At 60.7% G+C, this 17,573-nt stretch carries 15 protein-coding genes; 7 read left to right on the top strand and 8 right to left on the bottom strand.

Annotated elements, in window-relative coordinates:
* The first annotated feature begins 184 nt into the window (after positions 1 to 184).
* The 4 genes from asrA (at position 185) to cysG (ending at position 4,689) form a co-directional block, all read left to right on the top strand.
* Complete coding sequence (asrA, locus tag G5149_RS01935) at positions 185 to 1,243, top strand: anaerobic sulfite reductase subunit AsrA (protein WP_421211344.1); 1,059 nt, start codon at positions 185 to 187, stop codon at positions 1,241 to 1,243.
* 1 nt (position 1,244) lies between these two features.
* Complete coding sequence (gene asrB, locus G5149_RS01940) at positions 1,245 to 2,090, top strand: anaerobic sulfite reductase subunit AsrB (protein ID WP_421211346.1); 846 nt, start codon at positions 1,245 to 1,247, stop codon at positions 2,088 to 2,090.
* 11 nt (positions 2,091 to 2,101) lie between these two features.
* Positions 2,102 to 3,112, top strand: a complete 1,011-nt coding sequence (gene asrC, locus G5149_RS01945) for a sulfite reductase subunit C (protein ID WP_040066440.1) — start codon at positions 2,102 to 2,104, stop codon at positions 3,110 to 3,112.
* 197 nt (positions 3,113 to 3,309) lie between these two features.
* Positions 3,310 to 4,689, top strand: coding sequence for a siroheme synthase CysG (gene cysG, locus G5149_RS01950; RefSeq protein WP_421211348.1), 1,380 nt, complete (start codon positions 3,310 to 3,312; stop codon positions 4,687 to 4,689).
* Positions 4,690 to 4,805: 116 nt separating this feature from the next.
* On the opposite strand, the gene G5149_RS01955 is transcribed toward cysG, so the two are convergent.
* The 8 genes from G5149_RS01955 to G5149_RS01990 all read right to left on the bottom strand — a co-directional run bounded on the left by G5149_RS01955 (position 4,806) and on the right by G5149_RS01990 (position 14,196).
* Entirely contained in the window at positions 4,806 to 5,123 is a 318-nt protein-coding gene (locus tag G5149_RS01955) for a heavy metal-binding domain-containing protein (RefSeq protein WP_216953896.1), read from the bottom strand.
* 171 nt (positions 5,124 to 5,294) lie between these two features.
* Positions 5,295 to 6,083, bottom strand: coding sequence for a cell division protein DedD (dedD, locus tag G5149_RS01960; protein ID WP_421204757.1), 789 nt, complete (start codon positions 6,081 to 6,083; stop codon positions 5,295 to 5,297).
* Positions 6,084 to 6,157: 74 nt separating this feature from the next.
* Complete coding sequence (gene folC, locus G5149_RS01965; protein ID WP_421211350.1) at positions 6,158 to 7,417, bottom strand: bifunctional tetrahydrofolate synthase/dihydrofolate synthase; 1,260 nt, start codon at positions 7,415 to 7,417, stop codon at positions 6,158 to 6,160.
* Between the two features lie 2 nt (positions 7,418 to 7,419).
* Positions 7,420 to 8,283 carry an acetyl-CoA carboxylase, carboxyltransferase subunit beta gene (gene accD, locus G5149_RS01970; protein WP_005344944.1) on the bottom strand — a complete coding sequence of 288 codons (864 nt, stop codon included), beginning with the start codon at positions 8,281 to 8,283 and terminating at the stop codon, positions 7,420 to 7,422.
* 119 nt (positions 8,284 to 8,402) lie between these two features.
* Positions 8,403 to 9,212 (bottom strand): tRNA pseudouridine(38-40) synthase TruA, encoded by an 810-nt coding sequence (truA, locus tag G5149_RS01975; protein WP_421211352.1) that lies wholly within the window; start codon positions 9,210 to 9,212, stop codon positions 8,403 to 8,405.
* Positions 9,213 to 9,400: 188 nt separating this feature from the next.
* Positions 9,401 to 11,593 carry a FimV/HubP family polar landmark protein gene (locus tag G5149_RS01980; RefSeq protein WP_216978585.1) on the bottom strand — a complete coding sequence of 731 codons (2,193 nt, stop codon included), beginning with the start codon at positions 11,591 to 11,593 and terminating at the stop codon, positions 9,401 to 9,403.
* Positions 11,594 to 11,864: 271 nt separating this feature from the next.
* The gene (locus G5149_RS01985) at positions 11,865 to 12,881 is read right to left on the bottom strand and encodes an aspartate-semialdehyde dehydrogenase (protein WP_337072090.1); all 1,017 of its coding nucleotides are present in this window, start codon (positions 12,879 to 12,881) and stop codon (positions 11,865 to 11,867) included.
* Between the two features lie 193 nt (positions 12,882 to 13,074).
* Positions 13,075 to 14,196, bottom strand: a complete 1,122-nt coding sequence (locus G5149_RS01990; RefSeq protein WP_337072089.1) for a 4-phosphoerythronate dehydrogenase — start codon at positions 14,194 to 14,196, stop codon at positions 13,075 to 13,077.
* A gap of 247 nt (positions 14,197 to 14,443) precedes the next feature.
* Here G5149_RS01990 and G5149_RS01995 point away from each other — a divergent pair, with 247 nt between their 5' ends.
* From G5149_RS01995 to G5149_RS02005, 3 genes are all read left to right on the top strand, one after another.
* Positions 14,444 to 15,181: a phosphatase PAP2 family protein gene (locus tag G5149_RS01995; protein ID WP_337072088.1), complete on the top strand. Its 738-nt coding sequence runs from the start codon at positions 14,444 to 14,446 to the stop codon at positions 15,179 to 15,181.
* Positions 15,182 to 15,283: 102 nt separating this feature from the next.
* Positions 15,284 to 15,961 (top strand): ribonuclease T, encoded by a 678-nt coding sequence (rnt, locus tag G5149_RS02000; protein WP_216953912.1) that lies wholly within the window; start codon positions 15,284 to 15,286, stop codon positions 15,959 to 15,961.
* Positions 15,962 to 16,234: 273 nt separating this feature from the next.
* Positions 16,235 to 17,557, top strand: a complete 1,323-nt coding sequence (locus tag G5149_RS02005) for a Na+/H+ antiporter family protein (protein ID WP_005344933.1) — start codon at positions 16,235 to 16,237, stop codon at positions 17,555 to 17,557.
* The last annotated feature ends 16 nt before the right edge of the window (positions 17,558 to 17,573 follow it).

Here is a 17,573-nt window from a genome sequence, read left to right on the forward strand (position 1 = left end):
ATGACCCGACCTGCCGCGACGCACGCGCCGCCAACACAATAACAATCGGGTCAGTTGAGCAACATGAGTCATAAAAACAGACCGTGGCGAGGCAAGCGCGGCCAGAACCGGTGCCAGACACTCTTAGCTGCTTGCGCCTCATCCCTATGCCAGGGCATCTCACCCTCATACAAGGTGTTTATTTATGTCGTTTCTTCTCACCCATCCCGCGCTGGCGCAGCTGTTCGAGCGGCTGCTGCCCGATTACCGGATCATGGCGCCCGCGGCCGAATATCGGGGCGGCCGCTTCTCCGACACCGACAACGTCACCTACCACAGCATCCGCCATCCGGCCGAGCTGGTGTGGCAGGAAAAGTCCCACTTCTCCCCGAAAGAGGTGGTGCTCCTCATCACCCAGACCCTGTTCCACTTCGACAATCTGGAGCTGCGCGAATCCAAGGTGGAGGCCAAGCCCACCCTGCTGTTCTTGCGCAGCTGCGATATCCACGCCCTGCGCAGGCTGGATCAGGTCTACCTGAAAAATGGCCAGAACAGCGACGTCTACTACGCCCGGCTGCGCAGCAAGCTCAAGCTGGTACTGCTGGAATGCCGCGAGAGCTTCGAGAACTGCTTCTGCGTCTCCATGGGCAGCAACGAGACCCAGGACTACGCCGCCGCCATTCGTCTGAGCGATGAGGGTGCCCGTATCGAGGTGAAGGATCCCGAGCTGCTCGGCTACTTTGCCGAGCAGGGTGAATCCGACGACTTCACCCCGGAATTTGTCCAGAGCAACCCGGTCAAGGTACGCACTCCGGACAGCGTCTGTGACGACCCCCAGCGGATCCGCCAGATCCTCACCGCCCATCCGGTCTGGGCCGAGTACGACAGCCGCTGCATCGGTTGCGGCCGCTGTACCACCTCCTGCCCGACCTGCAGCTGCTACAGCGTGCACGACCTCACCTATGCGGAGAACCCCAAGCAGGGCGAGCGCCGTCGCCAGTGGGCCAGCTGCATGGTGGATGGCTTCAGCGACATGGCCGGTGGCCACGGTTTTCGCGCCAAGCATGGCGAGCGCCTGCGTTATCGCGCCCTGCACAAGGTCAACGACTACAAGGTCCGTCAGGGAGAGGAGCACATGTGCGTCGGCTGCGGCCGCTGCGACGATCGCTGCCCTCACTACATCTCCTTTAGCAACATCATCAACAAGATGACCGATGTGGTCGAACAGACCATCGCAGCCGACAACGCGCAGGGGGCGAACTGATATGTGCCAGTGCCAGTGCCAGCAAACCGCAACAGCAAAACCGCAGCAGGACGTGGTCGAAAACCGCCTGCTGCCCAAGGCCTACACCATTCTGGCCACCGAGCGTCACACCGAGCTTGAGTGGAACTTTCGGGTCTCCCGCGACTTTGATGTCCACTACGGCCAGTTTGTGGAGATCTCCCTGCCCACCGTCGGCGAAGCGCCCATCTCGGTCTCCGACTATGGCGATGGCTATGTGGATCTGTTGATCCGCAAGGTCGGCAAGGTAACCGATGCGCTGTTTGCCCTCGATGTGGGCGACAAGGTGTGGATGCGCGGCGTCCACGGCAACGGCTATCCGCTGGAGACCTACCGCAACCAGCACCTCATCGTGGTAGCTGGCGGCACCGGCGTCGCGCCGGTCAAGGGGCTGCTGCGCCGCTTCAGCAAACATCCGGAAGAGGTGAAATCCCTCGACATGATCCTCGGCTTCAAGAACGAGCAGGCGGTGCTTTATCGCCACGAGATGCCGCTCTGGGCCGAGCAGCAGAACCTCATCGTCACCCTGGACGAGGGCAAGGAGAGCGAGCAGTTTCGCATCGGCCGGGTCACCGACTACATCGACCAGCTGGATCTCTGTGACAAGGAGGATATCCAGGTGATCGTGGTCGGCCCCCCCATCATGATCCGCTTCGTGGTGCTCGCCTTCCTCGAACGGGGCATCCCCAAGGATCGCATCTGGGTCGACTACGAACGCCGCATGGCCTGCGCCGTGGGCAAGTGTGGCCACTGCCGGATGGGCGACACCTATATCTGCGTGGATGGACCGGTCTTTCGTTTTGACCAGGCCCAGCATCTGATCGACTGAGGGAGAACACCATGAGTCTCGATATCGACATCATCAAGGCCCGCGCCAAGAACGAATACCGCCTCTCCAAGGTGCGCGGCGAAGCGATGATCAGCGTACGCATTCCCGGCGGGATCATGCCCGCCCACCTGCTGGCGGTGGCCCAGCAGATCGCCGAACAGTACGGCAACGGCCTGATCCACCTCACCACCCGCCAGAAGCTGGCGATGCCCGGCATCAAATATCAGGACATGGACAAGGTCAACGCCGCCCTCGAACCCTTTATCAAGGAGATCGAGGTGGAGACCTGCGGCATCGAGGTAGAGGACACAACAGCCGGTTACCAGACCATCGGCGGGCGCAATATCGTCGCCTGTCAGGGCAACACCATCTGCCAGAAGGGCAATATCGACTGCACCGGGCTGGCTCAGCGGATGGAGAAACACCTCTACCCCAACCCCTATCACCTCAAGATGGTGATCGCCGGCTGTCCCAACGACTGCGCCAAGGCCAACATGGCCGACTTCGGCATCCTCGGCATCGCCAAAATCCACTTCAATGCCGAGCGCTGCATCGGCTGCGGCGCCTGCGTCAAGGCATGCAGCCACCACGCGGTGGATTGCCTCGCCATCAAGCATGGCAAGGCGGTCAAGGAGGAGAGCAAGTGCATCGGCTGTGGCGAGTGCGTACTGGCCTGCCCGACCCTGGCCTGGCAGCGGGATCCCAAGCAGCTCTACATGGTCAAGCTGGGGGGACGCACCAGCAAGAAGACTCCCCGTACCGGCAAGCTGTTCCTCAACTGGGTGACCGAAGAGGTGCTGCATGCGGTGATCAAGAACCTGTTCGAGTTCGAGGCCGAGATGCTGGATGGCAAGCCCATCTACCTGCACATGGGTCACCTTATCGACCGGGCCGGTTATCACAAGTTCAAGGAGCGGGTGCTGCGCGGCGTCACCCTCAACCCGGAAGCCATGGTCGCTGACCGCATCTTCTGGGCCGAAGATCAGTACGTCGCCAACATGCACGTCAAAGCGGTGCAATAGGAAAAACCTCGTTTGGGGAAGCGTGATCAAGTGGCCGACACCGGTGGGGATCTGTCGTTGGCCCGGGCGTAGATCACCCTTCCCCTTTTTTATTCCCGTCGGGGGATCTTTCCCCCGACCATCCGGGGTGCGTCACGGCGTGCCCTGCTATCTCGCCCGGCGCGGCATTGCGAGCGGGCCAGCATCCGGAGCCTGTTATGGACTTTCTCCCTCTCTTCTGTCAGTTGCAAAACAAGCCGGTCCTGATCGTCGGCGGCGGTGAGGTGGCGGTGCGCAAGGCGCGCCTGCTGCTCGATGCCAAAGCGAAGATCACCATCAATGCCCCGCACCTGGAACCCCAATTGATGAGCTGGGCCGAGCAGGGACTGCTGACCGTCTGCGCCGCCGATTTTCATCCCGAACTGCTCGATGGCAAGTGGCTGGTGATCGCCGCCACCAACCAACAAGATGTCAATCATCAGGTCTTTCACGAGGCGAACCTGCGCCAGATCTTCTGCAATGTGGTGGACTCTCCTGCCCACTGCAGCGCCATCATGCCCGCCATCATTGACCGCTCGCCGCTGATGGTGGCCATCTCCAGCGCAGGCGCGGCGCCGGTTCTAAGCCGTCAGCTGCGGGAAAAATTCGAAGCCATGCTACCGCAACACCTCGGCCAGCTCGCGGCGCTGGCGGGCAAGCTGCGCGAGCGGGTCAAACTCATTCCGGACAAGCTGGCCCGCCGCCGCTTCTGGGAGCGGCTCTTTAGCCACGATCGCCTCGCCCGCCAACTGGCCCGCGGCCAGCAGCAAGCTGCCGAACAGAGTGTCGCTGAGCTGCTCGAGGAGCAACCGCAGAGCAAGGGAAGCGTCACCCTGGTGGGCGCCGGCCCCGGCGATGCGGGACTGCTTACCCTAAGCGGTCTGCAGCAGTTGCAGCAGGCGGATGTGGTGGTCTATGACCGGCTGGTGTCGCAGGAGGTGCTGGCACTTGTGCGCCGGGATGCCGAGCGGATCTTTGTTGGCAAGGAGGCGGGCCGCCACTGTGTGCCCCAGCAGGCGATCAACCAGCTATTGCTGGAGCAGGCCCGCCTCGGCAAGCAGGTGGTGCGGCTCAAGGGGGGCGATCCCTTTATCTTTGGCCGGGGTGGCGAGGAGCTGGAAACCCTGGCCGAGGCGGGCATCCCCTTCTCGGTAGTACCGGGCATTACGGCTGCGTCGGGCTGCGCCGCCTACAGCGGCATTCCCCTCACCCACCGCGATCATGCCCAGCGGGTGCAGTTCATCACCGGCCACGACAAGGAGGGCAATATCGCCCAGGAGTGGTCGGCGCTGGCGGCCCGCCGCCAGACTCTGGTCTTCTACATGGGGCTGGCCCACGCCGCCCGCATTCAGGATGAGCTGCAAACCCACGGCATGCCCGGTCATACCCCGGTGGCGCTGGTGGAGCAAGGCACCCAGCTCAGTCAGCGGGTGGTGCGCGGCGAGCTGCAGCAGTTGGCCGAACTGGCCCGTCAGGTGAAGAGCCCGAGCCTCATCATCATCGGCTCGGTGGTCACTCTGGCCGACCAGCTCGACTGGTATGGCAACGACAGAAATTGATCAATAAACGAGAAGGGCCGACAACCGGGTTGTCGGCCCTTGGGCAGCCAGCAGTTATCCACTTTATCCGTGACCCTGCCTGCGACGGCAGTTGTCGGCAACCCTTGCGTGGCGCATCACACCAGCACGGCAGTACCACTGATGCTGACCATCAGCATGCTGCCGTTTTGCCCCACCACCTCGTAGTCGATATCGATACCGACCACCGCATTGGCGCCAAGGGCGGCAGCGCGCTCTTTCAGCTCATCGAAGGCGATGTCGCGGGCACGGGCCAGCTCTTTTTCATAGGCGCCGGAGCGGCCGCCGATGATGTCGCGGATCCCGGCAAAGAGATCCTTGAAAATGTTGGCGCCGAGAATGGCTTCGCCAACCACGATGCCGCGGTATTCACGAATGGTTTTGCCTTCCAGCGTGGGGGTCGTCGAGAGGATCATCTTGAACTCCTGTGAGTAGCAGAAGGCCCCAGACTACCCCAACTGACAGCAAATCCCAACCGGGTGGTGGCCTGTACGACGCCGTCATTAAAAATCACGACGGTCAGATAAAAAACACCGCGCACGGGGCGCGGTGTTTGTTTCAGAGGGCCATTGCAAACGGCAACGCCATTACGGGTTGTAGGAGACCACCGAGCCACTGAGGCCGGTCATCTGGGAGATCCGTCCCTGCATCCCCTGCAGTTTGGCCTTGGAGACATCCGGCCCGATAAAGACACGGTTGAGCTGACCCTGCACCGGTGTGCGCGGCGAGGTGTGGGCAGAGTAGCCCGCCGCCCGCAGCTTGCTCACCAGCGCGTTGACGCTGTCGACGTTCTTGAAGGCACCAAGCTGGAGGATCCAGCTACCCTGCGCGGCCGCGGGTGCTGGTGTGGTCGACTGATTCATCTTGCTTTCAATCAGATCATCGAGGGACTTGATCTGACCCGCCTGTGGTTTGGCTGGCGCAGGTGCCTTGGCCACTTCAACCGGTTTGGCTGGCGTCGGCTTGGGTGCTGGCTTGGGCGGTTCGACCGGTTTTTTGGCCACCACTTCTGGCTTGGGCTGTGGCTTGGGTTGGGCATTCTGTTGCGACTGGACCGGTGCGGCAGGGGTTGTCGCCGGCTGCGCGCCGTTGCCCTGACCGGCGAGGGTCATGGGGTCAGCCACCTCTTCCACTTGCCACTGCTGGGCCGCAGAGGCCTGTTGCTGGCTGGCCAGATGATCGGCGGGCAGGCTGCTGGCTGCCGAGACCTGCAGCGCAGGCTTGGCAGGCTCCAGCTCGGGGCGCAGCGGGATCTTGGCAAAGGCCTCCTCCTTTTGTGCCAGCTTGTGACCATCCAGCAAGTCCGGCAGGAAAATAACAACCAGGGCCACCAGGATGACGGTGCCCACCAGACGGTTTTGAAACTTCGAGGCCAAGTTGAATCCTACCTTTACGTAACTCAATATGCGATTTGGCTCCCCGCCAAAGGGCTGGGGAGCCGGGGTGTGGCCTAGACGGCGACACCCGCCAGAATGTCGGCGACAGTGTAAAACGAACCAAACACAATGACCATATCGTCCGGACTCGATGCGGCCAACGCTGCCTGATAAGCGGCGCTGACATCATCAAACTCCCTGGCAGGCCCCTTGCCCTCTCCCAACGCCGCAGCCAGTTGCGCAGCGGTGGCGGCGCGCGGGCCGGTGAGGCTGGCCAGATACCACTCGCCGATCAGACCGTCGAGCTCAGCAAGTGACCCCGCCATGTCCTTGTCTTTGAGCATGCCGACCACGGCACGGCGCACACCCGTGCAGGGCATCTTACGCAATTGCGCGGCCAGATAGGCTGCCGAATGGGGGTTATGGGCCACATCGACGATCACCAGCGGCGCACTTTGCAACTGCTGCATCCGGCCAGCCAGCCGGGCATTGGCAAGCCCGTCACGAATGGCGGACTCCGGCAGCGGCAAGCCGAGGGATTCCAGCGCCGCCAGCACGGTCACCGCGTTCATCAGCGGCAGCGCCGGTTTTGGCAGATCCCGCCACTGGTTGAGGCCGTAATAATCCCAACCGCTCTCGTGCTCATCACCACGAAAATCGAGACCGACCTGACGCAGGTTGGCGCCAAGACGCTGTGCTTCGCTCGCGATAGTCGCAGGTGGATTGGGCTCACCGCTGATGGCGGGTTTGCCGGCGCGATAGACCCCAGCCTTCTCCACCGCCACGGCTTCACGGGTATCACCCAGCCAGTCGCAGTGATCGAGGGCAATGGAGGTGATCATCGCCACATCGGACTCCACCACATTGGTGGCGTCGAGCCGACCACCCAACCCCACCTCCAGCAGCAGCACATCGGGCGCGGCGCGGCGGAACAGCCACAGCCCAGCCAGCGTCGCGAACTCGAAGAAAGTGAGGGCAATTTCGCCGCGAGCCGCTTCCACCTCGGCAAAGGCGGCGCAGTGGTCGCTGTCGGGCAGCTCCTGCCCGTTGACCCGCACCCGCTCGGTAAAGTGCAGCAGATGGGGCGAGGAGTAGACGCCGACCTTATAGCCTGCGGCCATCAGAATGCTGGCCGCCATGGCACAGCTGGAGCCCTTGCCGTTGGTGCCCGCCACCGTGATCACCTTGAACGGCAGTTGGGTCAGCCCCATACGCCGGGCAACGGCACCGACCCGATCCAGACCCATGTCGATATTGACCGGATGGATCTGCTCCAAATAAGAAAGCCAGTCGACAAGCGACCGGCTTTGGGATTGTTGCATGTTTGAACTCATCTTCACTCTTCGATGACGTGAGTATTCAGCATTTTGGCGAGCAGGCTGGCCAGACGGTTACGCATGTCGCGACGATCGATAATCAGGTCGATGGCACCCTTCTCCAGCAGAAACTCGGAGCGCTGGAAGCCTTCCGGCAGTTTCTCGCGCACGGTCTGCTCGATAACGCGCGGGCCGGCAAAACCGATCAGCGCCTTGGGCTCGCCCACGTTGATGTCACCCAGCATCGCCAGACTGGCGGAAACGCCCCCCATGGTGGGGTCGGTCAGCACAGAGATAAAGGGCAGGCCAGCCTTGGAGAGTCGGTCTAGCGCCGCGCTGGTCTTGGCCATCTGCATCAGGGAGAAGAGGGCTTCCTGCATGCGGGCACCACCAGAAGTGGAGAAACAGACCAGACCGCGGCCCTCCTTGATGCACTCCTCGACAGCGCGCACGAAGCGGGCACCGACCACGGAGGACATGGAGCCACCGATAAAGGAGAACTCAAAGGAACAGGCGACAACCGGCACCCCTTTGAGGGTCCCTTTCATGACCACCAGCGCATCTTTTTCTCCTGTCGCTTTCTGGGCGGCAGACAAACGATCCTTGTAGCGCTTGGAATCCTTGAATTTCAGTACATCCTGCGGCTCCAGCTCGGCACCGATCTCGGTACGACCCTGCTCGTCGAGGAAACTCTCGAGACGGGCGCGAGCGCTGATGCGCATATGATGATCACACTTGGGGCACACTTCGAGGTTGCGCTCCAACTCTGCCCGGTAGAGCACCTGTTCACAAGCACTGCACTTGGTCCACACCCCTTCCGGAATGTTGTGACGACGGGGTGCAGTGATCTTGCTCTTGGGAAGAATCTTCTCAAGCCAGCTCATGGAATTCCTTAATGCTTTTGTGCCTGACAAAACGCATCGAGCATAGATTGTTCAATGACTTAATAGCTCGATGGCAACAAATGACGGGTCATTAAACCACAATTTTTCGGGCGCAGTTACTAAAAACTGGTCGTACCCGGTGCCGAGTCCGGCAGCCACAGCGGGCCGAGCGGCAACTGCGGCAGAGCAAACTCGGCCGGGTAATCCACGTCGACCAGATAGAGGCCACCGGCCTTGGCGGTCGGCCCGGCCAGATTGCGATCCTTGGCCGCCAGCACCTCGGCAATCCACTCCACCGGTTTGAGCCCCTGCCCCACCAGCAGCAGGGAGCCGGTGATATTGCGCACCATGTGGTGCAGGAAGGCATTGGCACGAATATCGAGCACGATGTAGGGCCCCTGACGACTGACGCACAGATGGGTCACATTGCGCCACGGGGTATTGGATTGGCAAGCGACGGCGCGAAAAGTGCTGAAGTCATGCTCCCCGATCAGGCTCTGGCCCGCTTGGTGCATCAACTCGGCATCAATGGTCTCGTGATAATGACTGACGCCACTGCCCAGGATCGCCGGACGGAAGTTGTGGTTGTAGATGACATAGCGGTAGCGACGAGCGGTGGCACTGAAGCGGGCGTGGAACGTGTCGTCCACCTCCTTGACCCAGCGCACGGCGATATCAGGCGGCAGGTTGGAGTTGAGCCCCAGGGTCCAGGCACCTTCGGCACGGTTCGCCTCGGTATCGAAGTGGATCACCTGGCCGGTCGCATGGACACCGGCATCGGTGCGTCCGGCACACTGGATGGAAACAGGGTGGTTGGCGATCCGGCTGATGGCCTTCTCCAACTCCTCCTGCACGCTGATCACTTCACGCTGACGCTGCCAGCCGAAATACCGGCTGCCGTCATATTCAATACCTAGGGCAATTCGCATGGATAAACTTGTCTTGTTGTGAAACGCAGTGAAAGAAACGGGGCGGATTATACGCGCTCAGCTAGAAAAGTCCCATAAAGCGCACAATTGGCTGGCATGCCTGGCCTCAACCCCATCAAACATCACCATAAAGAAGAGGGCAGCCCACTGGCTGCCCTCGTCATGCTCATCTCGTTATAGAAGGTGACTCATCCCAGCCGTTTGAGCAGTTTCTCAGCCTCGGCACGCTGATGATCAGTTCCCTGCGCTGCCGCCTCTTGCAGCAATTCGCGGGCGCTGTCCTTGTCATCAATCTCGAGGTAGGCGCGGGCCAGATCCAGCTTGGCTCCCACACCACCGTCGTCGGCATCCACGTCAAACCCGGTGGATTCCGGCAGCACCTCGGGGAAGCCATCGAGCCCCACATCCAGAGAGAAGCCCTGATAAGGCTCCTGCTCAGTGGTGCTGGCATCGGCATCGGCCAGCAGCTTGTCGATCTCGACGTAGCCGCTCTCCTGCGCTTGCTCACGCGGCTGCACATCTGCCGGATGAGACTCCACTTCGGTAAAGGCATCCTCAAAATCGGAGAGCGCCAGTTCATTGGGATCCCACTCCAGATCGAGCTCGGTCTCCTTGCCTTTGGTTGACTCAAGCCCCAACTCGGCCAACATATCATCAGCCGAACCATCCACGCTCAAGTCGATGGCATTGTTGCCCTCGCCCGCAGCCGGTTCATCCACCTCGTGTTCAAAATCACCCAGATCAAAACTGGCCAGATCATCAGCAGCCGAACTCTTGCTGCTTGCACTCAACTCCGGTTCCAGATCAGCCGAAAGATCCGCATCAAGCTCGGCAAACAGGGCTGCCTGCAGCTCCTCTTCACTCATGAGCTCATCAGCCCCCCTGGACTTGGGGTTGAACTCGCTGGCCAGATCCATGTCGGGTTCATTGGCCAACGCGACAGGCTCATCCAGCGAGAGATCGAGATCCGGAACCAGATCAGGGTCACGGCTGGTTGGCTGGGCAGCCATTCGCTCCGGCTCGAAACCTTGCAGATCTATCTCGCCATCGTCGCTGAAGACCAAGTCAACATCCGGCTTTTTAGCTGACGCATCGGGCTCGACCGGCATAAAACCATCAGGAGTGTTGAGATCCGGCATCGGGCGCACCGGCTCGTTATCAGTCAAATCGACGCTTAGCAGATCATCGAACTCGCTCTGCTCCTGATCCATCATCATGGCGGTGGACTCGGAGAGGCTCTTCTCCTGCTCCTCCAGCTCGCGACGAGCCCGAGCCCGCAGCCACAGGGTCACCAGCGCCAATACCAGCAGCACCGGCAACAAGATAATCATGGCGAGATTGAGCGGCGAGGAGAGTAGCTCCATCAGCCAGTGCTGCTTGGGTTCAGGCTCTGCCACCACGGGGGGGACAGGTCTGGCCTTCAACTCGGCTAGCTCTTTTTGCAGTGCTGTCTGATCCTGTAACTGGGCCTTGAGGGTCTCGACCTCTTCGGTCAGGGATTGCAGGCGCAGTTTGAGCCTGTGGTTCATCTCGGTCACCTGACCGAGCTGGGCGTTGGCATCTTCCAGTGCCAGCGCCATCTCGGTGGCCGGTTTGCCCACCGGTTTTTCAAGATCGGAAGGCAGAGGCGCCGGTGTGGTGTTTGCTGCGGCGCTCGTCGCCGGGACTGGGGCCACCGCCTCTTTTGACGCGGGCTCGCTCGCCTTGACAACATCTTTGGTTTCAGCAGACGGTTGCGGTGCTACAACAGGAGCAGGAATGGGGGCCGCTTTTGCCGCAGGCAACGGAGCTGGCGCAGTTTTCACCGGTTCGGCTTTGGCAGTCTCAACCTTCACGGGCTTGGCCGCCGGTTTGGCACCATGGGCCTGCTTCTCGGCGAGATACTTGGGACTCAGCCCCTTCCAGCTGGCGTTGTCACTGCGGAATCTGGCTCGCGCCTGAGCGTCGGTGATGACGCTCGCTTCGGCCACGGTCGGCAGCAAAATGCGGGACCCCACCAGAATGTGGTTGATGTTGCCATCGGCAAAACTGCGGGGGTTTTTCTCGTAGATCGCTACCATGGTCTGGTAGACGCTGACATTACTGGAGGGGCGGTATTTGCTCGCCAGACTCCAGAGGGTATCGGTTGGACGAACAGGGCCATAACTACCGGCATTGGCCGTGACCTGACGAACCACAGGCTGGGCGGTTGCACGTACCGGTTGCGCAACGGGTCTGGCGACCGGCTGCGCCAGCGGTTGGGTATTGACGGCGGGAGGTACGGGCTCGTCAGGGCCTTTTAGCTCGACAAAAAAAGGCTCCCGCGCCGAATCTTCAGCCTGGACGTTGCCCAGCAGACCCAATGCGAAAAGCGTTGCCAATGTTATGCGGGAATGTCCCATATTCGTTCCTTCGTATGACGGCCCTATCACATTGAAAAATCTGGATAGTTACCCCAAAACAGTCGGTTCAATATAAATCAGGCTCGCGTCGCAAGCCAGTAGTCCGACACATTTAGCACCCGACTTGACTCTGAGTGTAGGAAAAAACTTAATCAGTTGATATCGCAACAGAATCTTGATGTAACGGAGTGCGGCATGGGTCACACCCCGGTTTGATCACAGGCCGGATGCGCAGCACTCCCTGCTGCGCATCTGTGACATCTCTCCAGCCTTACAGATAGTCGCGAACCAGCAGCTCGGCAATCTGTACACTGTTGGTTGCCGCGCCCTTACGAACGTTATCGGCCACGATCCACATATTGATACCACTCGGATGAGAAATATCCTGGCGCACCCGACCGACCAGCACCTCATCCTTGCCGGTGGCATCACGCACCGGGGTCGGATAGTCCCCTTCGTCATCAAACAGGGTCACGCCCGGTGCATTGCGCAGCAGGTCCTTGACCTGTTCGGCATCGAGCGGCTGGTGCAGTTCGACATGTACCGCCTCGGCGTGGCCGTAGAAGACCGGCACCCGCACGCAAGTCGGATTCACGGCAATGCTGGCATCGCCGAGGATCTTCTGGGTCTCCCATACCATCTTCATCTCTTCACGGGTGTAGCCGTTGTCGGTGAAGCTGTCGATCTGCGGGATCAGGTTAAAGGCGATCTGCTGCGGATAGAGGGTCGGTTCTACCGGACGACCGTTGAGCAGATGAGCGGTCTGCCCCGCCAGCTCGCTGATCCCCTCTTTGCCCGAGCCGGACACGGATTGATAGGTGGCAACATTGATACGGGCAATGCCCACTTCGTCATGCAGCGGCTTCAAGGCCACCAACATCTGGATAGTGGAGCAATTGGGGTTGGCGATGATGTTGCGATTGCGAAAATCGGCCAGCGCATCCGGGTTCACTTCCGGGATCACCAGCGGGATATCTTCGTCATAGCGGAAGCAGGAGGTATTGTCGATAACGATGCAGCCGTGCTCGGCAGCAATCGGTGCCCACTTGGCAGATGCCTCGGCACCGGCGGAGAAGAGTGCGATCTGCACCTGGCTCCAGTCAAACTCCTCCACATCGAGGATCTCGAGGTTCTTGCCGCCAAAACGCACGGTATCACCGGCACTGCGGCTGGAAGCCAGCGGATAGAGGGTCGCTACCGGAAATTCGCGCTCTTCCAGGATCTCGATCATCGCCTGACCCACGGCGCCGCTGGCACCCAATACCGCTACGTTAAACTGCTGGCTCATTCTGTTCTCCTCTGATAATGCTGCAATGGCGCCGGCTGGCACCATGGTCGACAGACTCTCGCGCTGCGAGATGACGCTGCCTGATATAGCTGAGTTGGCGCAGCAGGATCTGCGCCAACTCAGTAAAAAATGGTTTCAGTATGGCCAGTACGGCTCACCTCTTCCCGTTATCTTCCAACAGTTTGCCCCCTGTTCAGGAGCGTGACAGCGCAAATCCCAAGGCGCCGAGCGCCTGACAGGCAAAGGCCCCCTCAATCTGCAGGGAGGACAGTTCACGGCGCTCGGGATAGTGTTTGCGCTGCTCGTCAAAGCTGCCGGACTGGCCGAGTCGTACCCGAAAACGGGCATCATCGCGGCGCACGTCATAGACCAGATGCACCAGCTGCTTGATCAGCGCCTGATCCGGTATGCGGCCCGGCACCACTGCCTGCACATCGGGAGCTGGCAACAGCTGACTCAAATCCTGACGAGGCTCGCGCCCCAGCTGCTGGCAGAGCGCCTGATAGAGCATCCAGGTACCGCGGGCCTTCCCCTCCAGGCTGTAACCGGCGATATGAGGGGTGGCAATCTCGGTATGGGGCACCAGCGCTGCCAGTGGCTCGGGCTCGTTCTCCCACACATCCATCACCAGTCGCAAAGGCGCATCGCCCAACTGACGCGCCAGCAGGGCCCGGTTATCCCACACCTCGCCACGGGATGCGTTGATCAGGATCTGCCCGGCAGGGCGCGCGGCAATCTGTTCGGCATCGAGCAGATGGTGGGTCGCATCCGGCCCTTCACGGGTGATGGGCACGTGGAAACTGACGATATCGGCGCCAAGGGCGGTCTGGTAATCGACAAAGCCCGCATCGGGAGTATTACGCGCCCTGGGCGGATCGCAGCGCAGTACCCGCATGCCGAGCGCTTGGGCCTTGCCAGCCACGCACTCGCCGGTATTGCCCGCGCCAATCACCGCCAGCGTCATGGCCGAGAGGTCGAGTTCGTAGCGCTCCGCCAGCACCAGCAGGGCTGAGAGCACATAATCCCCCACCGAATACTTGTTGCAACCGGGGGCGCTGAAGAAGGGAATATTGCGGCTTGCCAGCAGCGCCTTGTCCACATGGTCGGTGCCTATGGTGGCGGTGCCGACAAACCCGAGTTTGGGGCTGGTCGCCAGCAAATCGCCGTTGACGCGGGTGACCGAACGCACCAGCAGCACATCGGCATCCAGCAGATCGCGGGCCTGCATCTGCCGTCCGGGCAAGGCGACCACCTCGCCAAATTCGGCAAACAGCTCCACGGCATGGGGCATATTCTCATCAACGACTATCTTCATCGGGCTCTCTTTGGTCACAACCGCCACGGGGGCGCCATTCTAGCGCAAAGCCGCCCGAGATTTCAGCCTGTGATGCAATCAGGCGCGAAAGGGGACCACATTGTTCGGTGGCCACTCTCTTCTGCCGTTCAAACCGAGGATGTCGCCACAAATGTGTAAGCAGAGGTAACAAACGTGCTGCTCGGCTTTGTCCGGGCATGTCACGGTGGCACAATGCCCCTCTTTTTCGCGATCGCCCATATTCACCATGCCGCCACATTTCTCGTCGCTCTCTGTCTCCTCACTCACCCGCAGTCAGGTGCTTGGATTCACTGCCCTGCTGATCCTGCCCCTGCTGCTGCTCGCCACCCTGCCCTGGCAGCCTTTTCTGATCGACTCCCTGCATTCAGGCTGGTTATGGTGGTCATACGCCCTCACCCGCATGGTCGATATTCCCGGGATCGGGCTCAGTGGCGCTCTCTTGCTGCTGCTGACCCGCTACAAACTGAGACTGGAGTGGGCCTCCTTCATTGCGCTGGGGTGTGCACTGGCGGCCCTGCTAGCCAGCGACTGGGTGCTCAAGAGCCTGATCAAGCACCTGACCGAAGAGCCCAGACCCTATCTGATCTGGCTGGAGAGTCAGGCGCTGATCCCGGCTATCAAGAGCTTCTACGCCAGTAGCGTCGATGTGCGTAGCGAACAGGTTCATGCCGCCAGCCAGTTGCTGGCCCTGCCTGAGTGGCTCGGCCACCACTGGCAGGCCGAGGTGAACTACGCCTTCCCCTCCGGCCACAGCATCGCCGCCATCAGCCTGGCCCAATTTTTCGGCCTTATCTGGCTGGCCCGCGCTCCCACGGGCGTCTGGCTGCTGCCTCTGTGGGCACTGGGAATTGGTCTGTCGCGCATGGTGATGGGGATGCACTGGCCGGTGGATGTGCTGGCCAGCGCCCTGCTGGGGTCGTTCACGGCGTTGATAGCCGCCCGCTGGTGGCTGCACCGATACTGAAACCAGGCACTGCATTGTAAGCGGCTTACTGCAACGGGATGGGGGGACAAGCCTGTGCTTTTTTGCCATAATGCCGCCTCATTTTATCCCGACCGAGATCCCATGACCGACGCAGTTCATACCCTCAAGGGCCGTTTCCGTGGTTTTTACCCCGTCGTCATCGATGTTGAAACAGCCGGGTTCAACGCCAAGACCGATGCCCTGCTCGAGATAGCGGCTTACACCCTGAAAATGGATGAGCAGGGTTGGCTCGTTCCCGATCACATATTCCACTTTCATGTCGAGCCCTTCGAAGGGGCCAACCTGGAAAAGGCCGCGCTGGAGTTCACCGGCATCGATCCCTACAACCCGTTGCGTGGCGCTGTCTCGGAAAAAGAGGCGCTGACCGAGATCTTCAAGGGGATCCGCAAGGGGATGAAGGAGCAGGATTGCGGCCGCGCCATCATAGTGGCCCACAACGCCACCTTTGATCACGGCTTCGTGATGGCTGCCGCCGAGCGCGCTGGCCTCAAGCGCAATCCGTTCCACCCATTTGCCACCTTCGACACCGCTGCTCTCTCCGGATTGGCGCTGGGGCAGACCGTGCTGGCCAAAGCGTGCCAGAGCGCCCGCATCCCGTTTGACAATAAAGAGGCGCACTCTGCCCTCTATGACACCGAACGCACCACAGAGCTGTTCTGTCATATCGTTAACCGCTGGAAGAGCATGGGGGGTTGGCCGCCTGCGCATCCGGATGATGACACAACCGATGCCCCTACCGATGATGAGGGGCAAGAATAAACGGATGAAGGCTGCCACTGGCAGCCTTCGCTTTTTGGGGAAGTGATTGATTGCACAGCGCACCGGAAATCGCTATCAAGGTCACTATCCACCGCTGAGCGCGGGATGCACGGAGACAAACAGGTCACAAACCCTCAGGTTGAGCAACCTTGTGCCACATGCTGCTGCAATATGAGGGGTTTGACTGATTTTTTTCTCGACATTTGTCACATTTTTCGCAAACTAACTCCCCTTCACATGACAGACAGCAATAACAAACTATAAGGAAATCAAATGAATCCAGTTGTTATCGCAGTCGGGCTGATGCTGGTGCTCAGTCTACTGCGGATCAATGTGGTGGTCTCGCTGGCGCTGGGTGCCATTGCGGGCGGTCTGGTGGGCGGGTTGTCGTTGACAGATACCCTCACCACCTTCAGCGGTGGCCTGGGCGGTGGCGCCGAGATTGCCCTCTCCTACGCCATGCTGGGCGCCTTTGCGGTTGCCATCTCCCGCTCCGGGATCACCGACCTGCTGGCCCGCAAGGTGATCAGCCAGTTGGGCAAGGATGCCAGCTCGACCCGCATCATGTGGGTTAAAACCCTGCTGCTCTCTTCCGTGCTGGCCGTGGCCATCTCGTCCCAGAACCTGATCCCGGTTCATATCGCCTTTATTCCCATTCTGATCCCGCCGCTGCTGCATGTAATGGCGCAGATGCAGATCGACCGTCGTCAGGTGGCCTGTGTCATCACCTTTGGCCTGACCGCCACCTATATGGTGCTGCCGGTCGGCTTTGGCGGCATCTTCCTGAACAACATTCTGGCCAAGAACCTGATCGATAACGGCGTGCCCATCACCACCAGCCAGATCCCGCTGGCGATGGCCATTCCGGTTGCCGGTATGGTACTGGGCCTGCTGATTGCGGTATTCATCAGCTATCGCAAACCGCGCCAGTACGATCTGGCCAAGATCCTGGATGCCGAGCCCGAAGCGGTCGAGCTCAACCTCACTCATATCTGGGTGGCCCTGCTGGCCATTGGTGTAGCACTGGGGCTGCAGTTGATGACCAACAGCATCGTACTGGGTGCGCTGGCCGGTTTTGTCATCTTCACCTGCGGCGGCGTCATCAAGTTTCGCGAAAGCCAGGATGCTTTCACCCAGGGGGTGCGCATGATGTCGCTGATCGGCTTCATCATGATCTCCGCCGCCGGTTTTGCCGCGGTGATGAAGGCAACCCACGGGGTCGACTCTCTGGTACAGGTGGTCGCCTCCGGCATCGGCCAGCACAAGGGGATCGCCGCCTTCCTGATGCTGCTGGTGGGCCTGCTCATCACCATGGGGATCGGCTCCTCCTTCTCCACCGTGCCCATCATCGCCACCATCTATGTGCCGCTCTGTCTGCAGCTCGGCTTCTCACCGATGGCGATCATCGCGCTGGTCGGTACCGCTGGCGCGCTGGGGGATGCGGGGTCACCGGCCTCCGACTCTACCCTGGGCCCGACATCCGGCCTCAACGCCGATGGCCAGCACGACCATATCTGGGACAGCGTGGTGCCCACCTTTATTCACTACAACATCCCGCTGGTGATCTTCGGCTGGATTGCAGCCATGGTGCTCTGATCGCCCCTCTGACATC

Source organism: Aeromonas sp. 600479, from assembly GCF_049175515.1.
Classification (GTDB): Bacteria; Pseudomonadota; Gammaproteobacteria; order Enterobacterales; family Aeromonadaceae; genus Aeromonas; species Aeromonas veronii_A.

What these genes read in the sequence shown, in the direction of transcription:
- G5149_RS01985 (WP_337072090.1), bottom strand. Translation starts at nt 12,881, where the DNA reads ATGAGCCAGCAGTTTAACGTAGCGGTATTGGGTGCCAGCGGCGCCGTG.
- rnt (WP_216953912.1), top strand. Translation starts at nt 15,284, where the DNA reads ATGACCGACGCAGTTCATACCCTCAAGGGCCGTTTCCGTGGTTTTTAC.
- G5149_RS01995 (WP_337072088.1), top strand. Translation starts at nt 14,444, where the DNA reads ATGCCGCCACATTTCTCGTCGCTCTCTGTCTCCTCACTCACCCGCAGT.
- asrB (WP_421211346.1), top strand. Translation starts at nt 1,245, where the DNA reads ATGTGCCAGTGCCAGTGCCAGCAAACCGCAACAGCAAAACCGCAGCAG.
- asrA (WP_421211344.1), top strand. Translation starts at nt 185, where the DNA reads ATGTCGTTTCTTCTCACCCATCCCGCGCTGGCGCAGCTGTTCGAGCGG.
- G5149_RS01980 (WP_216978585.1), bottom strand. Translation starts at nt 11,593, where the DNA reads ATGGGACATTCCCGCATAACATTGGCAACGCTTTTCGCATTGGGTCTG.
- G5149_RS01990 (WP_337072089.1), bottom strand. Translation starts at nt 14,196, where the DNA reads ATGAAGATAGTCGTTGATGAGAATATGCCCCATGCCGTGGAGCTGTTT.
- folC (WP_421211350.1), bottom strand. Translation starts at nt 7,417, where the DNA reads ATGAGTTCAAACATGCAACAATCCCAAAGCCGGTCGCTTGTCGACTGG.
- asrC (WP_040066440.1), top strand. Translation starts at nt 2,102, where the DNA reads ATGAGTCTCGATATCGACATCATCAAGGCCCGCGCCAAGAACGAATAC.
- G5149_RS02005 (WP_005344933.1), top strand. Translation starts at nt 16,235, where the DNA reads ATGAATCCAGTTGTTATCGCAGTCGGGCTGATGCTGGTGCTCAGTCTA.
- accD (WP_005344944.1), bottom strand. Translation starts at nt 8,283, where the DNA reads ATGAGCTGGCTTGAGAAGATTCTTCCCAAGAGCAAGATCACTGCACCC.
- G5149_RS01955 (WP_216953896.1), bottom strand. Translation starts at nt 5,123, where the DNA reads ATGATCCTCTCGACGACCCCCACGCTGGAAGGCAAAACCATTCGTGAA.
- truA (WP_421211352.1), bottom strand. Translation starts at nt 9,212, where the DNA reads ATGCGAATTGCCCTAGGTATTGAATATGACGGCAGCCGGTATTTCGGC.
- cysG (WP_421211348.1), top strand. Translation starts at nt 3,310, where the DNA reads ATGGACTTTCTCCCTCTCTTCTGTCAGTTGCAAAACAAGCCGGTCCTG.